Here is a 15,510-nt window from a genome sequence, read left to right on the forward strand (position 1 = left end):
CTCGGCTGGGCCGCCACCGTGCGCCGCCTGACCGACGGGCGGGCCCGCCCGGGCGCCGACCCGAGCCGGCCCGAGCCAGTGCCGGCACCACCCGCCGACGACCAGCCACCCGGGGGCCAGGCCGGCAGCGGCCAGACCGGCGGCGGGCCGGTTGAGGACCGTCGCGCCGGGGACCTGTTGGTGCGGGTCACCCGGCGCAACCAGGTCCTGCTGCGCGATCAGCTCGACCTGCTGGACGCGATGCAGCGGCGGGAGCGCAGCGCCGAGGAGGCCGACGAGCTGTTCCAGCTCGACCACCTCACCACCCGGATCCGCCGCAACGTCGAGAAGGTGATCACCCTCGCCGGCGCGACCCCGGCCCGCCGCTGGCGACGTCCGGTCCCCCTGCTCGACGTCACGCGCGGCGCGGTCGCCGAGGTGCCGGAATACCACCGCGTCCTGGTCGCGCCACACTGGCCGTGGTCGCTCGCCGGGCCCGCCGTCACGGACGTCGTGCACCTGCTGGCCGAGCTGATCGAGAACGCCCTGACCTTCTCGGGCACCGACACCACAGTCCGGGTCGCTGGTGAGCACCGGCCGCACGGCTGCGCGGTCGTGGTGGTCGACGACGGTCCCGGCCTCGACGAGACCGCGTTGAGCGAGGCCAACCACCTGCTCACGAACCCGCCCACCCACCCGCCCGCCGACGCCACGGGGTTGCACACGGTCGCCCTGCTGGCCGCCCGCTGCGGTGCCCGCGTCACGTTGCGGCCCAGTCGGCGCGGCGGGACGGCCGCGATCGTGCACCTGCCTGCGGAACTGGTCACGGTGACCGGCGGACCTGCCGTGGCGGCCCCCGGGCCCGCGCACCGGCCGGGTCACGGCGGGCCCGACGCGCCCGACGCGGCCAGGACGGGCCGGGCGGGCGGCGCGGGCGAGTTGCCGATGCGGATCCGCCAGTCCCGGGCCGCCGGGCCCGAATCCGGGCCCAGGTGGCCCGACCCCGGCAGCACCGGCCCCGACACCGTCGAGCTGCCGGTCACGAGAGCAACGAGGAGACATCGATGACGCATGCAGTGGTCACCGCGGACAGCCTGACCGGCGCGCTGGACCGTCTGGTCGACCGGGTACGCGGGGCGGAGTTCGCCGTGGTGCTCTCCCCGGACGGGCTCCCGCTCGGCAGTTCCCGACGGGTGGAGGCGAAGCTGGCCGAACAGATCTCCGGCGTGGTCGCGGGCCTGCTGGCGTTGGGGCTGGCCGCCACCCGCACCTGCGACGCGGGAGGGCTGCGCCAGATCGTCGTGCAGATGTCGCGGGCGTTCCTGTTCGTCGCCACCATCGGAAACGGGACGATCCTCACCGTCCGGATCGCCGGCGACGAGACCGAGGTGGGTGACATGGCGTACGAGGTCGCGCTCTTCGTGGGGCAGGCCGAACGGCACCTGCCGATCACCCTGAGCCCCGCCTCCGCGGCGAGAAGCGGGGAATCCGGTGCACAGCGCCAACTCCGCTGACGAGGCGTGGTACGACGACGACGCCGGCCCGGTGGCCCGTCCGTACACGATGACCGGTGGGCGCACCGCTCCCGAGCGGGGCCGCTTCGACCTGATCTCGCTGGTCGTCGCGCGGCGGCCGGCCACACCGCCCACGGCACTCTTCCCCGAACAGGCGCGCATCGTCGAGCTGTGTCACCATCCAGTGTCGGTGGCCGAGGTCAGCGCCGAGCTGGATCTGCCCCTGGGCACCGTCCGGGTCCTCCTCGGTGACCTGCTCGGGGCGGGTCTGGTCGAGACGCACGAACCACCGACGCTGTCGGAGCTGCCGTCGCAGGAGCTGCTCGAGTCGATACTTGTCGGGTTGCGCGCCCTGTGACGGGTCGGGTGCCACCGCGACCCAGGGGTCGCGGGTTGGCGTCCGGTGATGAAGTGAAGGGGAGAGGCAGTGCCGGCAACACCGCCGCAGCCACGGCGTACTGTGGCGATCATTCTGCTGGACCGGATCGTGGCCGCCGCCGCAGCCGTACGGCGGGTGGTCACCGGCCGGGGCGATGTGTCGCGGGCCACCTGGATCGCCGTGCTCGCGGCGCTCGGCGTGGTGGTGGCGACGGTGGTCTCCATCATCGGCGTGGTGCGTACGCCGGAGCAGTTGGCGCCGGTGACCCTCGATCCGCCCCCGTCGGTGGACCAGTTGGGCACCCCGGCGGCGGGTACGCCCCGGGGGCAGGCGAAGCCGGCGGCCAGCAGCCCACCCACGTCCGCGCCGCCGTCGGTGAGCGCGGCCCCGCCGCACGCCGAGCCGCCGACCAGCTCGCCGGCGGTGACCCCCTCGTCGGCGTCGCCGACCCCGGCCGCTCTCGGCGCCGACTTCGCGATCGAGGAGAAGGCCCTGCTCAGCTACGGCGCCGCGGTGACGGTCAGCAATCCGGGGCCGGCTCCGGTGGCACAGTGGACGCTGGCCATCACGCTGCCCCGGGAGTCGCTGCGCGTCAGCGCGGTCCAGGGCGCGCGGGCCACGCAGGACGGCGCGGTGTGGACGTTCGTGCCGGACGGGAGCGCCGGGCAGGTGCCGGGCAGCGCCTCGGTCCGGGTGACGTTCCGGGTCAACGGCGCGGCGGTCGGCGCGACGCCCACGGCGTGCACGATCGACGGGGTGGCCTGCGCAGGGCTGCCGGACTGACGGCCGCCGGCCGTCCGGTGGCGCGCGTCGCTCATGCTGAAGGGGTGATTCGCTTCGTCCTGAACGTCCTGTGGCTCATCTTCGGTGGTGGCCTCGTGCTGGCGATCGGTTACGGCTTCGCCGCGCTGGTCTGCTTCGTCCTGGTCGTCACCATCCCGTTCGGCGTCGCCTCGTTGCGCCTCGCTGTCTACTCGTTGTGGCCCTTCGGTCGCACCCTGGTGCCCAAGCCGGGCGCGGGCGTCGGCTCGGGGCTGGCGAACGTGCTGTGGGTGGTGCTGGCGGGGTGGTGGCTCGCCCTGTCGCACATTCTCGCGGGCATCGCGCTCTGCGTCACGATCATCGGAATTCCGTTCGGCATCGCCAACTTCAAGCTCGTCCCGGCCGCGTTCTGGCCGCTGGGCCGGGAGGTCGTGGACGCGCCGTGACCCGTCGCCGGGTCGTCCGAGTAACCACGGGCGACCCGGCCCGGACCGTCACCGTCGATAGTGGACACTTCGAGGCGCTACCCACCCCGTCGAACCCCCCGATTGGAGCCTGGCATGGCCGGCCCGGACGCCGAACTCACCGCGACGCTTGCGCCCGACGTGCCGCACGCGGCGCGGATCTGGAACTACTGGATGGGCGGCAGGGACAACTTCCAGTCCGATCGGGCGGCCGGTGACGCGGTCGCCGAGGTCTACCCGGAGATCGTCCTGATGGCACAGCAGTCCCGCCGGTTCCTGGTGCGGGCCGTACGCCATCTGGCCGCCGAGGCGGGCATCCGGCAGTTCCTGGACATCGGCACGGGCCTGCCCACCATGCAGAACACCCACGCGGTCGCCCAGGGCGTCGCGCCCGACTCGCGGATCGTCTACGTCGACAACGACCCGATGGTCCTCGTGCACGCGCGCGCGTTGCTGGCCAGCACGACCGCGCAGGGCGTCACCACGTACGTCCCGGCCGACTACCACGACCCGGAGAGGATCCTCGCCGAGGCGGCGCGGACGCTGGACTTCGACCAGCCGATCGCTGTCATGTTCATGGGTGTGCTGGGGTACGAGCCGGACCTGGCCGTGGTGCGCTCGATCGTCGCCCGAACGATGGACGCGACCGCGTCCGGCAGCCACCTGGTGCTCTGGGACGGCACCAACACCAGCCCGGCGGTGGTCTCCGGCGCGCAGCGGTTGGCCGAGAACGGTGGTGTGCCGTACATCCTGCGCAGCCCGACGGATCTCGCCAGCTGCTTCTCCGGGCTGACGATGGTGGAGCCCGGCCTCGTGCCGATCCCGTTGTGGCGCCCGGACGACGCCGACGCCGAGGGGATCGACGCCTACGGCGCCGTGGCCCGCAAACCCTGACGGGCGCGGGCCACGGCCCGGTCATCGGTCACCGGTCAGCGACCGCAGGCCAGCAGCAGAGCGTCGGGAACCGCGCTGGTGGTCACGAGCAGGCCGAACGTCGTCGCGCCGCCCGGCGCGAGCGTCGCGTTGTAGGAGGCGTTGCGGACCGTGACGTCGGCGCCGGCCGTCTCGGCGACCCCGCGCCAGACCGTCTGGATGCGCTCGTCGCCGGCCCACCGCCAGGAGACGCTCCAGCCGTCCAGCGCCTGCGTGCCGGTGCTGCGCACCGTCACCGTGGCGACGAAGCCGGTGCCCCAGCGGGAGTCGATGGTGGCCGTCGCCCGGCACGCCGCCAGCGCGGCGGTCCGGGCCGGTCCGATCATGTACGGGTCCCGCCGGCCCTCGGCGTCACTGACCCGGTACCAGTACTCGGTGTCGGGCGTCAGCTGGCCGATGGTGACGGTCCCGTTGGTCTCCGGCCCGGTGACGGCCTGGGCCACCGGCGCCTGCCACTGTTGGGCGTCCTCCCGGCTGGCGAAGAGGCTGACGGTCATCGGCGGGTTGTAACCGCAGGGCGGGCGGAACAGGATCGAGTACGACAGCGTCACGCTCGTGGTGGTCACCGCGATCACCGAGACGCCTATCGGTAGGGCCGGCGGGCAGGTCGGGGTCGGTGACGGCGACAGGGTGGGTGCGGGCGTGGGGGCCGGCGCGGCCTCGGCGGAGCCGGTCGTGCCGGCCCAGCCGGCCAACGCCATGGTCGTGACTGCCAGGAAGATGCGGAGCATCGGTACCTCCGGGGAGACCGTCGCCGTCGCGGTCGAGGATGGGCGACCGACCGTACGGGCCGGACGTGCGGCGGCCGCCCGACGGCGATCGGCATGCGGCCGCTGACGAGGACTGCCCGGCGCGGGTGGTGTGACCACCTCGCGCGTCCCCGCATCCGGAAACGAACTGACGCGCCGGCTCCCGAGCGCGACCGAACCACAGCATCGCATTCGACAACCGTCGATACAAGCTCGTCCACCGGTGAGCGGCGGCGGCAGCGGGTCGTCGACGCGAGCCCGTCGAGAAGCGGCTGCCTGCTCCTCGCCGCGGGGACACGTGCCGGCCCCCTGAACCGACGATCATCCATCGTGGCCTGTCAATTCGACGCGGGAGCACACCATGCGCGACAGAAGCAGCACGAACCGGCGATCCCGGGTGGCGAGGGCACTGACCGCGACGGCCGCCGTAGCGGCACTGACCGTCGCCCCGCTCGCGGCGCCGGCACCCGCCACCGCCGCCGTCAGCCGGGCCGAGCTGGCCCTGCGGTGGGCGCCCGTGCACTACCAGGACGTCGACGCCACCGGCACCCACGCCCTGGGCGGTCAGTCCGACTACCTCACCGCCGTGGACTTCGACGGCGACCTGTCCGGGCGCAACAACTGGGACCGTGCCGGCCAGCCCGGCACCTCCCTCGCGGCGCACGCCTACTACTCGGTCGTGGAGACGAGCACCCACTGGTACATCACGTACCTGTTCTTCCACCCGCGGGACTGGACCGATCACCCGTTCTTCGAGACCGAACACGAGAACGACGGCGAGGGAGTTCTCTTCGCGATCGAGCGCGACGGTTCCCCGTACGGCGTCCTGCGCGGCGCGGTGACTGTCGCGCACAGCGACTTCTACTCGTACACGCCGGCCGGCAGCACCTGGACCAGTGGCCGGGAGAGCGTCGACGGCACCCTGCAGTTCCAGACCTCACCGCACGACTCCTTCTCGCACCCGGTGACCGCGCAGGAGGCGCAGGGGCACGGCCTGAAGGCGTATCCGCAGTACGCCATCAACGGCGACGGCCTGGTCTACTACCCGTCGACGGTGGCCGAGACGCCGAGCAGCGGCGACGACCGCGACGTGCGGTACCAGCTCGTCGACATCTTCGCCGCCGGGGGTCTGTGGGCGCAGCGGACCAACGCGAACCTGTTCGCCAGCCTCGGCACGTTCGCCGGCGACACCTCCGGCGACTGCGGCTCGGGCACCTGGAGCTGCTCGGCGAACTCCGCGAACGCCCCCTGGGGCTGGGACGACGGCAACGACGTACCCGCGCGCGGCGAGCTGGCCAGCGACCCGGCGAAGCTGTCCGCCGAGTACTTCACGGTCCCGGCCGGGCTGGCGCGCAGCTACAGCTACAACCCGTACGCCGGCGCCGCCGCGGCGCTGGCCGAGGCGGCCAGGACGGCAGCGCCCACCGTCGACTGACCGACGGCTCACCTGCGCGGCCGGCCCGGTCCGGGCCGGCCGCGCACCGGCTCACGAGCCGCCGCCGGGCGCGTCGGCCGCCCCGGAGCGGTCGCGTCGCGCCGCGTCAGCACGTAGCCTGCGCGGATGCGACACACCCTCGCACCCGGTGACGAGACCCTGCACGGTCACTTCTCCCCCGACAGTCCGCCGGCCCTCACCATCGACCCCGGCGATACCGTCACCTACCGCACCCTGGACTGCTGGTGGTCGGCCGGCCCCTACCCGGGCGGAGCGAACCGGGACCGGCCCCGGGTTCCGCAGCATCGGCCCGATCACGGGCATGCGTTGACCGGGCCGGTAGCGGTCCGCGGTGCGCGGGCCGGCCAGACCCTCGCGGTACGCATCGACGCGATAGTCCCGGGCGCCTGGGGAACGACTGTGGCCGGCGGGTGGCCGAGCGGGTTCAACAAGCGCTACGGCGTCGAGGCCGACGGCGTGGTGCACGCCTGGGAGCTGGACCCGGTGGCGTTGACCGGCCGCAACCAGCACGGCCACACGGTGGCGCTGCGCCCGTTCATGGGGGTGCTCGGCATGCCGCCCGCCGAGCCGGGGAGACACTCGACAATTCCGCCCCGCCCGTGCGGCGGCAACCTGGACTGCAAGGACCTGACCGCCGGCAGCACCCTGCTGCTGCCGATCCCGGTCGACGGGGCGCTGTTCTCGGTAGGGGACGGGCACGCCGCGCAGGGCGACGGCGAGGTCGGCGGTACGGCGATCGAGTGCCCGATGGACGAGGTGACGCTGACCTTCGACGTCCGCGACGACTTCCCGGTCACCGGCCCGGTGGCCCGCACCGCCGACGCCTGGCTGACGCTGGGCGTGGGCGCGTCCCTCGACGACGCGACGTTCATGGCCCTGGACGGGATGCTGACCCTGCTGCAACGGCTGCACGGCCTCCGCCGACCGGACGCGGTGGCGCTGGCCAGCGTCGTCGTCGACGTGCGGGTGACCCAGATCGTCAACCAGACCGTCGGCGCGCACGCGGTGCTGCGCGACGACGCGCTGCGCTGAGCCGCCACAGCGGACCGCCCGCGCCGTTTCGCGACGCCGGACGCTGTCAGCGCAGCCGGCGGGCGGTGAACCTCGCCGGCGGCTCGGCGATCGCGTCCTGTGCCGCGACCAGCTGGATCTCTCGGGTGCCCGCCGCGAGGGTCGCCTCAAGGACGGCGAAGACCGAGGAGATGGTGCGCTCCAACGCGGTCGCGGGTGAGCCGGAGGTCAACAGGTGCGCCAGGTACAGCGCTGCCGTGACGTCACCCCCGCCGTTCGGATTGATCGGCAGCAGCGGCGTGGTCACCGCCCAGGCGCCCTCGTCGGAGACCGCCACCACCTCCAGCGCGTCCGCCGGGACGTCGCCGTGCAGCACGCTCGTGACCAGGACGTGCCGCGGTCCGGTGGCGCGGACGACGTCGACGGCCTCCAGCACCTCCGCCAGCGTGGACGTCGTGCGGCCGGCGAGGAAGTCCAACTCGAAGTGGTTCGGCGTGATGATGTCGGCGCGCGGCACGACCGTGTCGCGCAGGTACTCCGGAATGCCGGGTCGGACGAACATGCCCCGACCGATGTCGCCCATCACCGGGTCGCAGCAGTACACGGCGGCCGGGTTGGCGGCCTTGACCTGGGCCACCGCGTCCAGGATCACGGCGCCCATCGCCGGATCACCCTGGTAGCCGGACAGCACCGCGTCGGCACCACCGAGGACCCCCCGGTCGGCGATGCCCGCGATCACCTCGGCCACGTCGGCGGCGGCCAGCAGCGGCCCGCGCCACGCGCCGTACCCGGTGTGGTTGGAGAAGTGGACCGTCAGGACGGGCCAGACCTCGTGCCCGAGTCGCTGGAGGGGGAAGACGGCGGCGGAGTTGCCGACATGGCCGTAGGCGACCGACGACTGGATGGACAGGATCTGCACCGACCCATCATGGCCGCCTTCGACGAGGCGCGGCGCACGGCCCGCCGAATCTGTCGGCTGGCCCACTCCGGCCAGCCGGTACGCGCCGGACGGACCGCGCCACGGCCGACCCGCGAGCCGACGCCACCACAGCGCGGTCGGGCGTGCGGTGCCACCCGCGGAGCACGCCCTCGGGCGGCCCGGACCGTGTCGTCCGCGCCGCCCGAGGTCCTCCGTCAGCGGGTCGTCAGCCGCCGAGGCTCGCCGCGGCGGAGGCGATCGACGAGGCGAAGTAGCTCACCTGCGTGTAGACGCCCGGGTAGTTGGGTCGGGCGCAACCGTTGCCCCAGCTGACGATGCCGACCTGGATCCACGCGTTGGTGGCGTCGCGGCGGAACATCGGGCCGCCCGAGTCGCCCTGGCAGGTGTCCGTACCGCCGCTGGCGTAGCCGGCGCAGATCTCCTCGGCGGGGATCAGGTCGCCGCCGTAGTTGGAGTTGCAGGTGGAGTCGCTGACGAACGGCACAGTGGCCTTGAGCAGGTACCGCTGCTGGCTGCCGCCCTCGCGCGCGGCGCCCCAGCCGGCGATGGTGAAGGTGCCGCTGTCGTACGCGGTGGTGGTGGCGATCTTCAACGTGCTCAGCCCGGTCACGGGGGTGGCCAGGCGGATCAGCGCCCAGTCCTTTCCGGAGCCGTTGTAGCCGGGAGCTCGGTAGACGTAGTTGGACCGGACGGTGATCCGGCTGGACGACTGGAGGTCGACGGTCCCGAGCGTCGCGGTGATGCTGGTGTTGGTGCCGGTCGAGCCCACGCAGTGCGCCGCGGTGAGCACCAGCCGGGAGCTGTAGAGGGCCCCGCCGCACCCCATCGAGAGCCGCACCATGAACGGGAACTCACCCTGCGCGGCGCGGGTGCCGCCGACGACGTTCGGCGTGACGGGGTTGTCGGCCGCGGCAGCGGGCGCCGCGAGGGTGAGGCTGGCCGCGGCCAGCGCGGCGGCCACCAGGCCGGTGAGGGTACGCCAGCGAACCATGCATTCCTCCGCATCCGGACGGCACGCCTTGTGAGCGCGCCTCGAGTCGAGATAGCGCTCAGCATATTGAGATGCATGGATGTTGCGGGTCATCCCCGCTGGGTCGTATCCCCGCGTTATGGGGCCGCGGCCGAGTCGGGCCCGCCGGCACTCGGGCTCACCGGGGAACGGACTCCTGGGCCGCCAGGACGACCAGTTCGTCGGCGCGGGCCGCCTGCGGCGCGGTCGCACCGTCGGGCCAGATGAGATAGCCCACCGGCGGACCCGACGGACCCCAGCGGGCGCCGACGATCGTTGCCGTCCCCGTTCCGGTCGGTTCGTGGAGCAGGCGTACCCGGGTGCCCGGAGCATGGCCGTCGTCGGCCACGATGAGCAGCGCGTCGAGGATCTGGCGGACGCCGGCGACGGGCAACCCGGGCACGTACGGCTCGCCCGCCGGTCCCACCCGTGGGGTCATCGTCGCGCGCAGGAACGCCGCCAGCCGGATCGCCTCCTCGCGGACCGGCCAGTCCGTGCCACGCTCGGCCTTCACCAGCGCCTTCTCGATCACCGACCAGAGCGCCACCGGGTCCCGGTCGAGCAGGCGGCGGGCCTCGCGGTCGGCCTCGGCGCAGGCCGTGTCGAGGGCGGTGTCCTCGCCCAGCTCCGCGATCCAGACAAGGTCGCCGACGTCGGGCAGCAGCCCCGGCGACTCGGCCGCGACCACGAGGTAGAGCATCGCGAGCAGTTCCTCGCGACCCTCGCCGTGGTAGAGCGTGCCCACCCCGGCGCCCGTACGCCCCCGACTGGGCGGGAAACGCTCGACGAGGTGCCGGGCACGGCCGTTCGGCAGGGCTGCGGCCCGCCGCGAGTCCGTCACCCGATCCTCGAACGAGCGCCGCTCACGGCGTTCGACGAGGAGCTGCCGGTGGGGGTCGAAGCCGATCGGATAGATCGTCCGACCGTACGTGGCGAGGGTCTCGCCGGGCCGCAGACCGAGCGACTCGAGGTGCCGGGCGGCCACCGAGTAGGCGACGCCGGTGCGGGCCGCCTGCTCCCGGATGGCGCGCTTACGGGCACGTCCCGGGGTCGGGGTGCGGCGGGGGTGGTGTTCGGACATGACGCCTCCGGTGCAGCCCCACGCACTTCACCGAACGGGCGGCGTGACGGACACACCGAGAGTCGACACGACGGCGCGGAGTCGGCGACTCTTGGCCCCGGGCATGTGGTCGGGCGTGGGCCACCACATCGGGCGCGGGCAGGCGCTCTGCCGTCGCGAGCATATCGCGACCCGGGGCCCTCGTTCGCCCCGCGGAACCCCCGACCCCCGTGTCGGCACGTGTCGGCGGGCATGTCGGCGGGCGTGTCGGTGCGCTGTCGGCGCCGTGTCAGGCGACCGGCGCACGCTCTGGGACATGACAAGCGATCTGGTGATCGAGGCCGAGGGCCTCGTCAAGACATTCGGGAAGACGAGGGCGCTGCAGGGCGTGGACCTCGCCGTGCCCCGGGGGACCGTGCTCGGCGTGCTCGGCCCCAACGGCGCTGGCAAGACCACCGCCGTGCGGATCCTCTCCACGCTGCTCACCCCGGACGCCGGCAGCGCCCGGATCGGCGGCTTCGACGTCGTCCGGGACGCCGAGCGGGTCCGCCAGAGCATCGGCCTCACCGGCCAGTACGCCTCGGTTGACGAGGACCTGACCGGGCGGCAGAACCTGGAGCTGTTCGGGACGCTACTGGAGCTGGGTCGCGCCGGGGCCCGGCGGCGGGCCACCGAACTGCTGGACTGGTTCGACCTGACCGACGCCGCCAACCGGCCCGCCAAGACCTACTCCGGGGGCATGCGGCGGCGGCTGGACCTGGCCGCCAGCCTGGTCGGCTCGCCGGACGTGATCTTCCTGGACGAGCCGACGACCGGGCTGGACCCGGCCAAGCGCGAGGACATGTGGGACGTGGTCCGGTCGCTGGTGACCAACGGCTCGACGGTGCTGCTCACCACCCAGTACCTGGAGGAGGCCGACGCGCTTGCCGACGCGATCACGGTGATCGACCACGGCCGGGTCATCGCGCACGACACGCCCGAAGGGCTCAAGCGTGTCGTGGGCGGACAGACCCTCGAAGTCCGGCCCGCGGACCTGGCGCAGCTGCCCCGGACCGCGGCGATCCTCACCGAGGTCGGCTCCGGCGGGCAGGCCGACGAGATCCGCAAGGGCGTGCTCGCGGTGCCGGTCACCGACGACACGGCCCTGACCGAGAGCGTCGCGCGGTTCGCCGCCGCCGGCATCTCCGTCACCGAACTCTCCCTGCACCTGCCGAGTCTCGACGAGGTGTTCTTCACCCTCACCGGACGTACGGCAGCCGAGGACGACACCACTTCCCGTACGGAGGTAGCGGCATGAGCACCCTGGTCGGCGCACCACCCACGGCAAGCTCCGCGCTGTCGACGGCCACCCCGAAGCCGCGACCCTTCCGGCTCGTGCGGCACTCGCTGGCCCTGGCCAAACGCAGCCTCATCAAGACCTGGCGTACGCCCGAGGCGCTGATCGACGTCACGCTGCAACCGGTGCTGTTCCTCATCATCTTCGTCTACATCTTCGGCGGCGCGGTCGCCGGATCCACCCACGACTACCTGCAGTTCCTGCTGCCCGGAATCCTGGCGCAGACCATCGCCACCGGCGCCATCGCGATCGGCGTCAACCTCAACACCGACATCGCCAAGGGCATCTTCGACAGGTTCCGGTCGCTGCCGATCCCCCGCTCCGCACCACTGGTCGGGGCAGTGCTGGGCGACGTCGTCCGGTACGTGATCGTCACGGTCTCGACCCTCGCGATCGGTTACCTGATGGGTTTCCGGATCGACACCGACCCGTTCCGCGCGATCGCCGGTTGCGTGCTCGCGGTGCTGTTCGCGCTCTGCCTGAGCTGGCTGCCGGTCTACGTGTCGATGAAGGTCCGCACCCCCGGCGCCGTGCAGGGCCTGATGTTCGCCCTGATCATGCCGCTGAGCTTCGGGTCGAACGTGTTCGTCGGCACCGACACCCTGCCCGGCTGGATGCAGGCCTTCGTGAACGTCAACCCGATGACCCACCTGGTGGCATCGGTACGCGGACTGTTCCTCGGCACCCCGCTCGACGCGCACGTGTGGTGGACCCTCGCCTGGTGCGCCGGCTTCGTGGCGGTGTTCATGCCGCTGGCGCTGCGCGCGTACCACAGGAAGATCTAGGCGAGCAGGTCCTCCATCAGCTCGCGGACCCGGGCGACGGCCGCGGCCACCGGCCGGGCCCGCCAGGCGGCCAGCAACGACTCACGCTGCTCCTCGTCACCGAGGGCGGCGTCGAGTCGTTCGCTGCGTCCGCTCGGGAAGAACAGCTCCATGTGCGTCCCGAGCCGCTTCGCGAGCGCGGACAGTTCGCGGGTGGTGGCGACGTCGTCCCGGTACGCGGCGAGGTCCGCGCCGCCGGACGCCCACGCCCCGATCACCGGCAGGTCCTTCGAGTTGAGCGCGTCGTCGCGGGCGAGCGCCAGCAACGTGGCCGCCTGGGCGGCGGCGTCGGTGCCCGACGCCCCCCGCGCCTCGGCGACCCGCAGGTACAGGACCGCCACCGAGGCCCGCAGCATCACGCGCGGCTGCGGTGGCGGGCCGGTCCAGCCGGCAAGGGTGCGGGTCACCTCGCCGGCGTGTACCAGCGCCTCGTCGTAGCGCTCGCGCTGCCAGGCGAGGTGCGCCAGGCCGAGAAGCGCCTGCGCGACGTCCATCTGCTCGGCCTGGCCCGGCGTCGCCGTCTCACCGAGTCGCCGCTCCGCGTCCGCGTCGCCGGTCAGGGCGAGCTGCACGTCCAGCCGCACCCGGATCGACCGCGCGTCCTGCTGGGCGCCGATCATCTCCATGTGCCGGACGCTGCGCGCCAGCCACTCGGCGGACCGCCCCTCCCGGCCCGGGAGCAGGAACTGCCCGACGGCGCCCGCGGCCATCGCCATGCCCCAGTGGTCGCCCGCGACCTCGAAGCGGTGGTACGCCTGCTCGGCGTCCTCGATCGACGCCTCCGGCAGGCCGCTGTTCTCCCGTACCGCCGCGCGCGCGATCAGGCCGAGCGCCTGCACGTACGGGTCCGGGTGCGCGATCATCTCGGTCGCAGTCTTCAGGCTCCGCTCCGGGTCGGACTCGTCGAAGCCGGGCAACGCCAGCGCGAACGCGGTCAGCCGCGGCGACACCTCGGCGGGCCGTTCCGCGAGCAGCGTGCGCAGGGCGCGTCGCGCGAGAACGGCGGGCCGCAGGTCCGCGCTGATGCCGCTGTTCACGCTGATCAGCACGGACGCCCAGGCGAGTCGGTCCGCGTGGGGCAGGGGTCGGCCGCTGGCCCGGCCCCGCAGGATCGCCGAACGTCGACGCCGCTGCGGCTCGTCGACGTGGAGCAGCCCACGCGCCCACGCGAGGACCTCCACATGCAGGCCACGCACCGTCCAGAGGTGCAGCAGCGCGGTGGCGACGTCGACGACGGCTGGCTCGTCGTCCTGCGCCAGCGCCCACCGCAGGCCCGCGACCAGGTTGTCCTGCTCGGCGGCGCAACGGTCCAGCGCCTCGACCTGGCCGGGACCCACGAGGCGACCGGCGAGCCCGACCGCCTCGTCTCGGGCCCAGCCGACCAGACCGGCCATCGCCCCGCCCCGGTCACCTGCGGCGTCCAGACGGGCCTCGCCGTACTCGCGGACGGTCTCCAACATCCGGTAGCGGGGCTGCCCGTCCCCCTCGACCAGGGTCAGCAGGGACTGTTCGACGAGCCGCGCCAGACCCCGCCGTACGTCGGGGGTCTGCACGACAGCGGCGGCGAGGTCCGCGGTGAACGGCGCGGGGATGACCGCGACCCGCGCAAGCAGCGCACGGTCGTCGGGGGCGAGCAGTTCCCGGCTCCAGTCGACCATCGCCCACAGGCTCGCGTGCCGTTCCGGCAGGCCCCGCAGCGCGTCGTCGAGCAGCGCGAACCGGTCGGTCAGCCCGGCGAGCACGTCGTCGATCGGCATGTGCCGCAGTCGCGCGGCGGCCAGTTCGAGGGCCAGCGGCAGGTTGTCGAGCCGGTTGCACAGCGCGAGAGCCCGCGCGGTGTCCCAGGTCGGCACCGCGCCGCCGGCCCGCGCCCGGGACTCGATCAACCCGAGCGCGTCGGCGTCCGGCAGGGCGGTCAGTCGGTGCACCCACTCGCCGGCCAGGCCCAGCGGCGCACGACTGGTCGCGAGCACCGCGACCTCCGGGGAGGTCACCGCGAGCAGGTCGGCGACGACGCCCGCCACCGCGTCGAGGACGTGCTCGCAGTTGTCCAGCACGACCAGCCCGTCGAGATCCGGCGCCAGCGCCCGCAGCCGCTCCTCGGGGCTGAGCACCCGCCGTTCCAGGCCCAGGTTGCCGCCGGTCGTCGAGGTGTCCGCGAGGCGGGTCTTGCCGGCGCCGCCGACCGCCACGATCGTCACGAGGGCGGACTCGTCGAGGGCCGCGTCCAGGGCCTCGACGTCGCGCTCGCGGCCGACGAGGGCGGTCATCGGCCGGCGCCACGCGGCGGGCAGGGCGATCCGCGCCGGCAGGCGAGGTGGCGCGACGACGGCCGGCGCGGTGAGCTCGCCGCGCAGCAGCGCCAGATGGACCTGGGTGATCACCGGTGCCGGGTCGGTCCCGTAGCGCTCGGCCAGGTCGTCACGGAGGCGCTCGACCACCTCCAACGCCTCCGCCTCCCGCCCCTGCGCGGCGAGCACCCGCACGAGCAGGGCGGCGGACGGCTCGTCCGGGGGCGTCCGGGCGGCGAGCCGGCGCAGGTCCGCCTCGTCGTACGGCCCCGCTCCGGCGAGCGCCGCCTCGGCGCGCAGCGCGGCGACATCGGCGAACAGGCGGGCGTCCTCGGTGGTGACGATCTCCGGTACCTCGGGGAACAGGGCACGGGCCCGGTCGGCCGAGTCGCGGGCCGCCCGCGCGTCGCCGGCCCGCAGGGCGGCACGCCCGTGGTCGAGGAGCGCCCGCGCCTCGACCGCGTCGACGGTGACCTCGTCGGCGGGCAGGCGGTATCCCCCCGGCACCGCCACCACGGGCAGCCCGAGACGGCGTACGCGGGACACGAGCGCCTGCACCGCGCCTGTCGCGTCGTCGGGCGGCGCCCCGTCCCACACCGCGTCCACGAGCAGGCTGGTGGAGACCGCCCGGCCCCGCGCGTCGACGAGTGCGCGCAGCACGGCCGCCAGCCGCTCGCCCCGGACCGGCCGGCCGTCGACGGCGAGGGGGCCGAGGATCGTGATCTGCACGGAACCAGCATCCCCCACGCCGACCACCGCACCGAGCAGGGTGTCGGGCGGCGTGCGGGTCGTCAGGGGTGGGC

Annotated in this window: 15 protein-coding genes; 10 read left to right on the forward strand and 5 right to left on the reverse strand. The window is 73.6% G+C overall.

What is annotated here, in order from left to right; translation table 11 throughout:
• From B0E54_RS03145 to B0E54_RS03170, 6 genes are all read left to right on the forward strand, one after another.
• A partial coding sequence (locus B0E54_RS03145; protein ID WP_234581716.1) for a sensor histidine kinase KdpD occupies nt 1-1,047 on the forward strand: 1,047 nt, incomplete at its 5' end.
• Entirely contained in the window at nt 1,044-1,493 is a 450-nt protein-coding gene (locus B0E54_RS03150; RefSeq protein WP_234581717.1) for a roadblock/LC7 domain-containing protein, read from the forward strand. The genes B0E54_RS03145 and B0E54_RS03150, both read left to right, overlap by 4 nt.
• A complete protein-coding gene (locus B0E54_RS03155; protein ID WP_308195330.1) occupies nt 1,471-1,851 on the forward strand; it encodes a DUF742 domain-containing protein in 381 nt (126 codons plus the stop codon). The genes B0E54_RS03150 and B0E54_RS03155 overlap by 23 nt, the downstream gene beginning before the upstream one ends.
• Before the next feature lie 69 nt (nt 1,852-1,920).
• Complete coding sequence (locus B0E54_RS03160) at nt 1,921-2,655, forward strand: cellulose binding domain-containing protein (RefSeq protein WP_234581718.1); 735 nt, start codon at nt 1,921-1,923, stop codon at nt 2,653-2,655.
• A 44-nt stretch (nt 2,656-2,699) separates the two neighbouring features.
• The gene (locus B0E54_RS03165; RefSeq protein WP_234581719.1) at nt 2,700-3,080 is read left to right on the forward strand and encodes a YccF domain-containing protein; all 381 of its coding nucleotides are present in this window, start codon (nt 2,700-2,702) and stop codon (nt 3,078-3,080) included.
• Between the two features lie 114 nt (nt 3,081-3,194).
• Complete coding sequence (locus B0E54_RS03170; protein WP_234581720.1) at nt 3,195-3,992, forward strand: SAM-dependent methyltransferase; 798 nt, start codon at nt 3,195-3,197, stop codon at nt 3,990-3,992.
• Nucleotides 3,993-4,027: 35 nt separating this feature from the next.
• Here the strand turns inward: B0E54_RS03170 and B0E54_RS03175 are convergent, their stop codons facing one another.
• Entirely contained in the window at nt 4,028-4,762 is a 735-nt protein-coding gene (locus B0E54_RS03175; RefSeq protein WP_234581721.1) for a cellulose binding domain-containing protein, read from the reverse strand.
• Between the two features lie 379 nt (nt 4,763-5,141).
• Here B0E54_RS03175 and B0E54_RS03180 point away from each other — a divergent pair, with 379 nt between their 5' ends.
• Together B0E54_RS03180 and B0E54_RS03185 are read left to right on the forward strand one after the other, a co-directional pair.
• A complete protein-coding gene (locus B0E54_RS03180) occupies nt 5,142-6,215 on the forward strand; it encodes a hypothetical protein (protein ID WP_234581722.1) in 1,074 nt (357 codons plus the stop codon).
• 126 nt (nt 6,216-6,341) lie between these two features.
• Entirely contained in the window at nt 6,342-7,268 is a 927-nt protein-coding gene (locus B0E54_RS03185) for an acetamidase/formamidase family protein (protein WP_234581723.1), read from the forward strand.
• Between the two features lie 46 nt (nt 7,269-7,314).
• Here B0E54_RS03185 and pdxY read toward each other — a convergent pair whose 3' ends face one another.
• The 3 genes from pdxY to B0E54_RS03200 form a co-directional block, all read right to left on the reverse strand.
• Entirely contained in the window at nt 7,315-8,166 is an 852-nt protein-coding gene (pdxY, locus tag B0E54_RS03190; protein WP_234581724.1) for a pyridoxal kinase PdxY, read from the reverse strand.
• Nucleotides 8,167-8,392: 226 nt separating this feature from the next.
• On the reverse strand, nt 8,393-9,178 hold the full coding sequence (locus tag B0E54_RS03195) for a trypsin-like serine protease (RefSeq protein ID WP_234581725.1): 786 nt from the start codon (nt 9,176-9,178) through the stop codon (nt 8,393-8,395).
• A gap of 157 nt (nt 9,179-9,335) precedes the next feature.
• Nucleotides 9,336-10,277: a hypothetical protein gene (locus B0E54_RS03200; RefSeq protein WP_234581726.1), complete on the reverse strand. Its 942-nt coding sequence runs from the start codon at nt 10,275-10,277 to the stop codon at nt 9,336-9,338.
• A 295-nt stretch (nt 10,278-10,572) separates the two neighbouring features.
• Between B0E54_RS03200 and B0E54_RS03205 the strand changes: the two genes are divergently transcribed.
• Nucleotides 10,573-11,553: an ATP-binding cassette domain-containing protein gene (locus B0E54_RS03205; RefSeq protein WP_234581727.1), complete on the forward strand. Its 981-nt coding sequence runs from the start codon at nt 10,573-10,575 to the stop codon at nt 11,551-11,553.
• Complete coding sequence (locus tag B0E54_RS03210) at nt 11,550-12,377, forward strand: ABC transporter permease (protein ID WP_234581728.1); 828 nt, start codon at nt 11,550-11,552, stop codon at nt 12,375-12,377. Before B0E54_RS03205 ends, B0E54_RS03210 begins: the two co-directional genes overlap by 4 nt.
• Here the strand turns inward: B0E54_RS03210 and B0E54_RS03215 are convergent.
• On the reverse strand, nt 12,374-15,436 hold the full coding sequence (locus B0E54_RS03215) for a BTAD domain-containing putative transcriptional regulator (RefSeq protein WP_234581729.1): 3,063 nt from the start codon (nt 15,434-15,436) through the stop codon (nt 12,374-12,376). The two genes, B0E54_RS03210 and B0E54_RS03215, sit on opposite strands and share 4 nt — an antisense overlap.
• Between the last annotated feature and the right edge of the window lie 74 nt (nt 15,437-15,510).

Origin of the sequence: Micromonospora sp. MH99 (genome assembly GCF_021442385.1) — a bacterium.
GTDB lineage: Bacteria > Actinomycetota > Actinomycetes > Mycobacteriales > Micromonosporaceae > Micromonospora.

Coding starts and splice junctions, on each gene's coding strand:
- B0E54_RS03205 (WP_234581727.1), top strand. CDS start 10,573: ATGACAAGCGATCTGGTGATCGAGGCCGAGGGCCTCGTCAAGACATTC.
- B0E54_RS03200 (WP_234581726.1), bottom strand. CDS start 10,277: ATGTCCGAACACCACCCCCGCCGCACCCCGACCCCGGGACGTGCCCGT.
- B0E54_RS03150 (WP_234581717.1), top strand. CDS start 1,044: ATGACGCATGCAGTGGTCACCGCGGACAGCCTGACCGGCGCGCTGGAC.
- B0E54_RS03195 (WP_234581725.1), bottom strand. CDS start 9,178: ATGGTTCGCTGGCGTACCCTCACCGGCCTGGTGGCCGCCGCGCTGGCC.
- B0E54_RS03170 (WP_234581720.1), top strand. CDS start 3,195: ATGGCCGGCCCGGACGCCGAACTCACCGCGACGCTTGCGCCCGACGTG.
- B0E54_RS03175 (WP_234581721.1), bottom strand. CDS start 4,762: ATGCTCCGCATCTTCCTGGCAGTCACGACCATGGCGTTGGCCGGCTGG.
- B0E54_RS03180 (WP_234581722.1), top strand. CDS start 5,142: ATGCGCGACAGAAGCAGCACGAACCGGCGATCCCGGGTGGCGAGGGCA.
- B0E54_RS03185 (WP_234581723.1), top strand. CDS start 6,342: ATGCGACACACCCTCGCACCCGGTGACGAGACCCTGCACGGTCACTTC.
- B0E54_RS03210 (WP_234581728.1), top strand. CDS start 11,550: ATGAGCACCCTGGTCGGCGCACCACCCACGGCAAGCTCCGCGCTGTCG.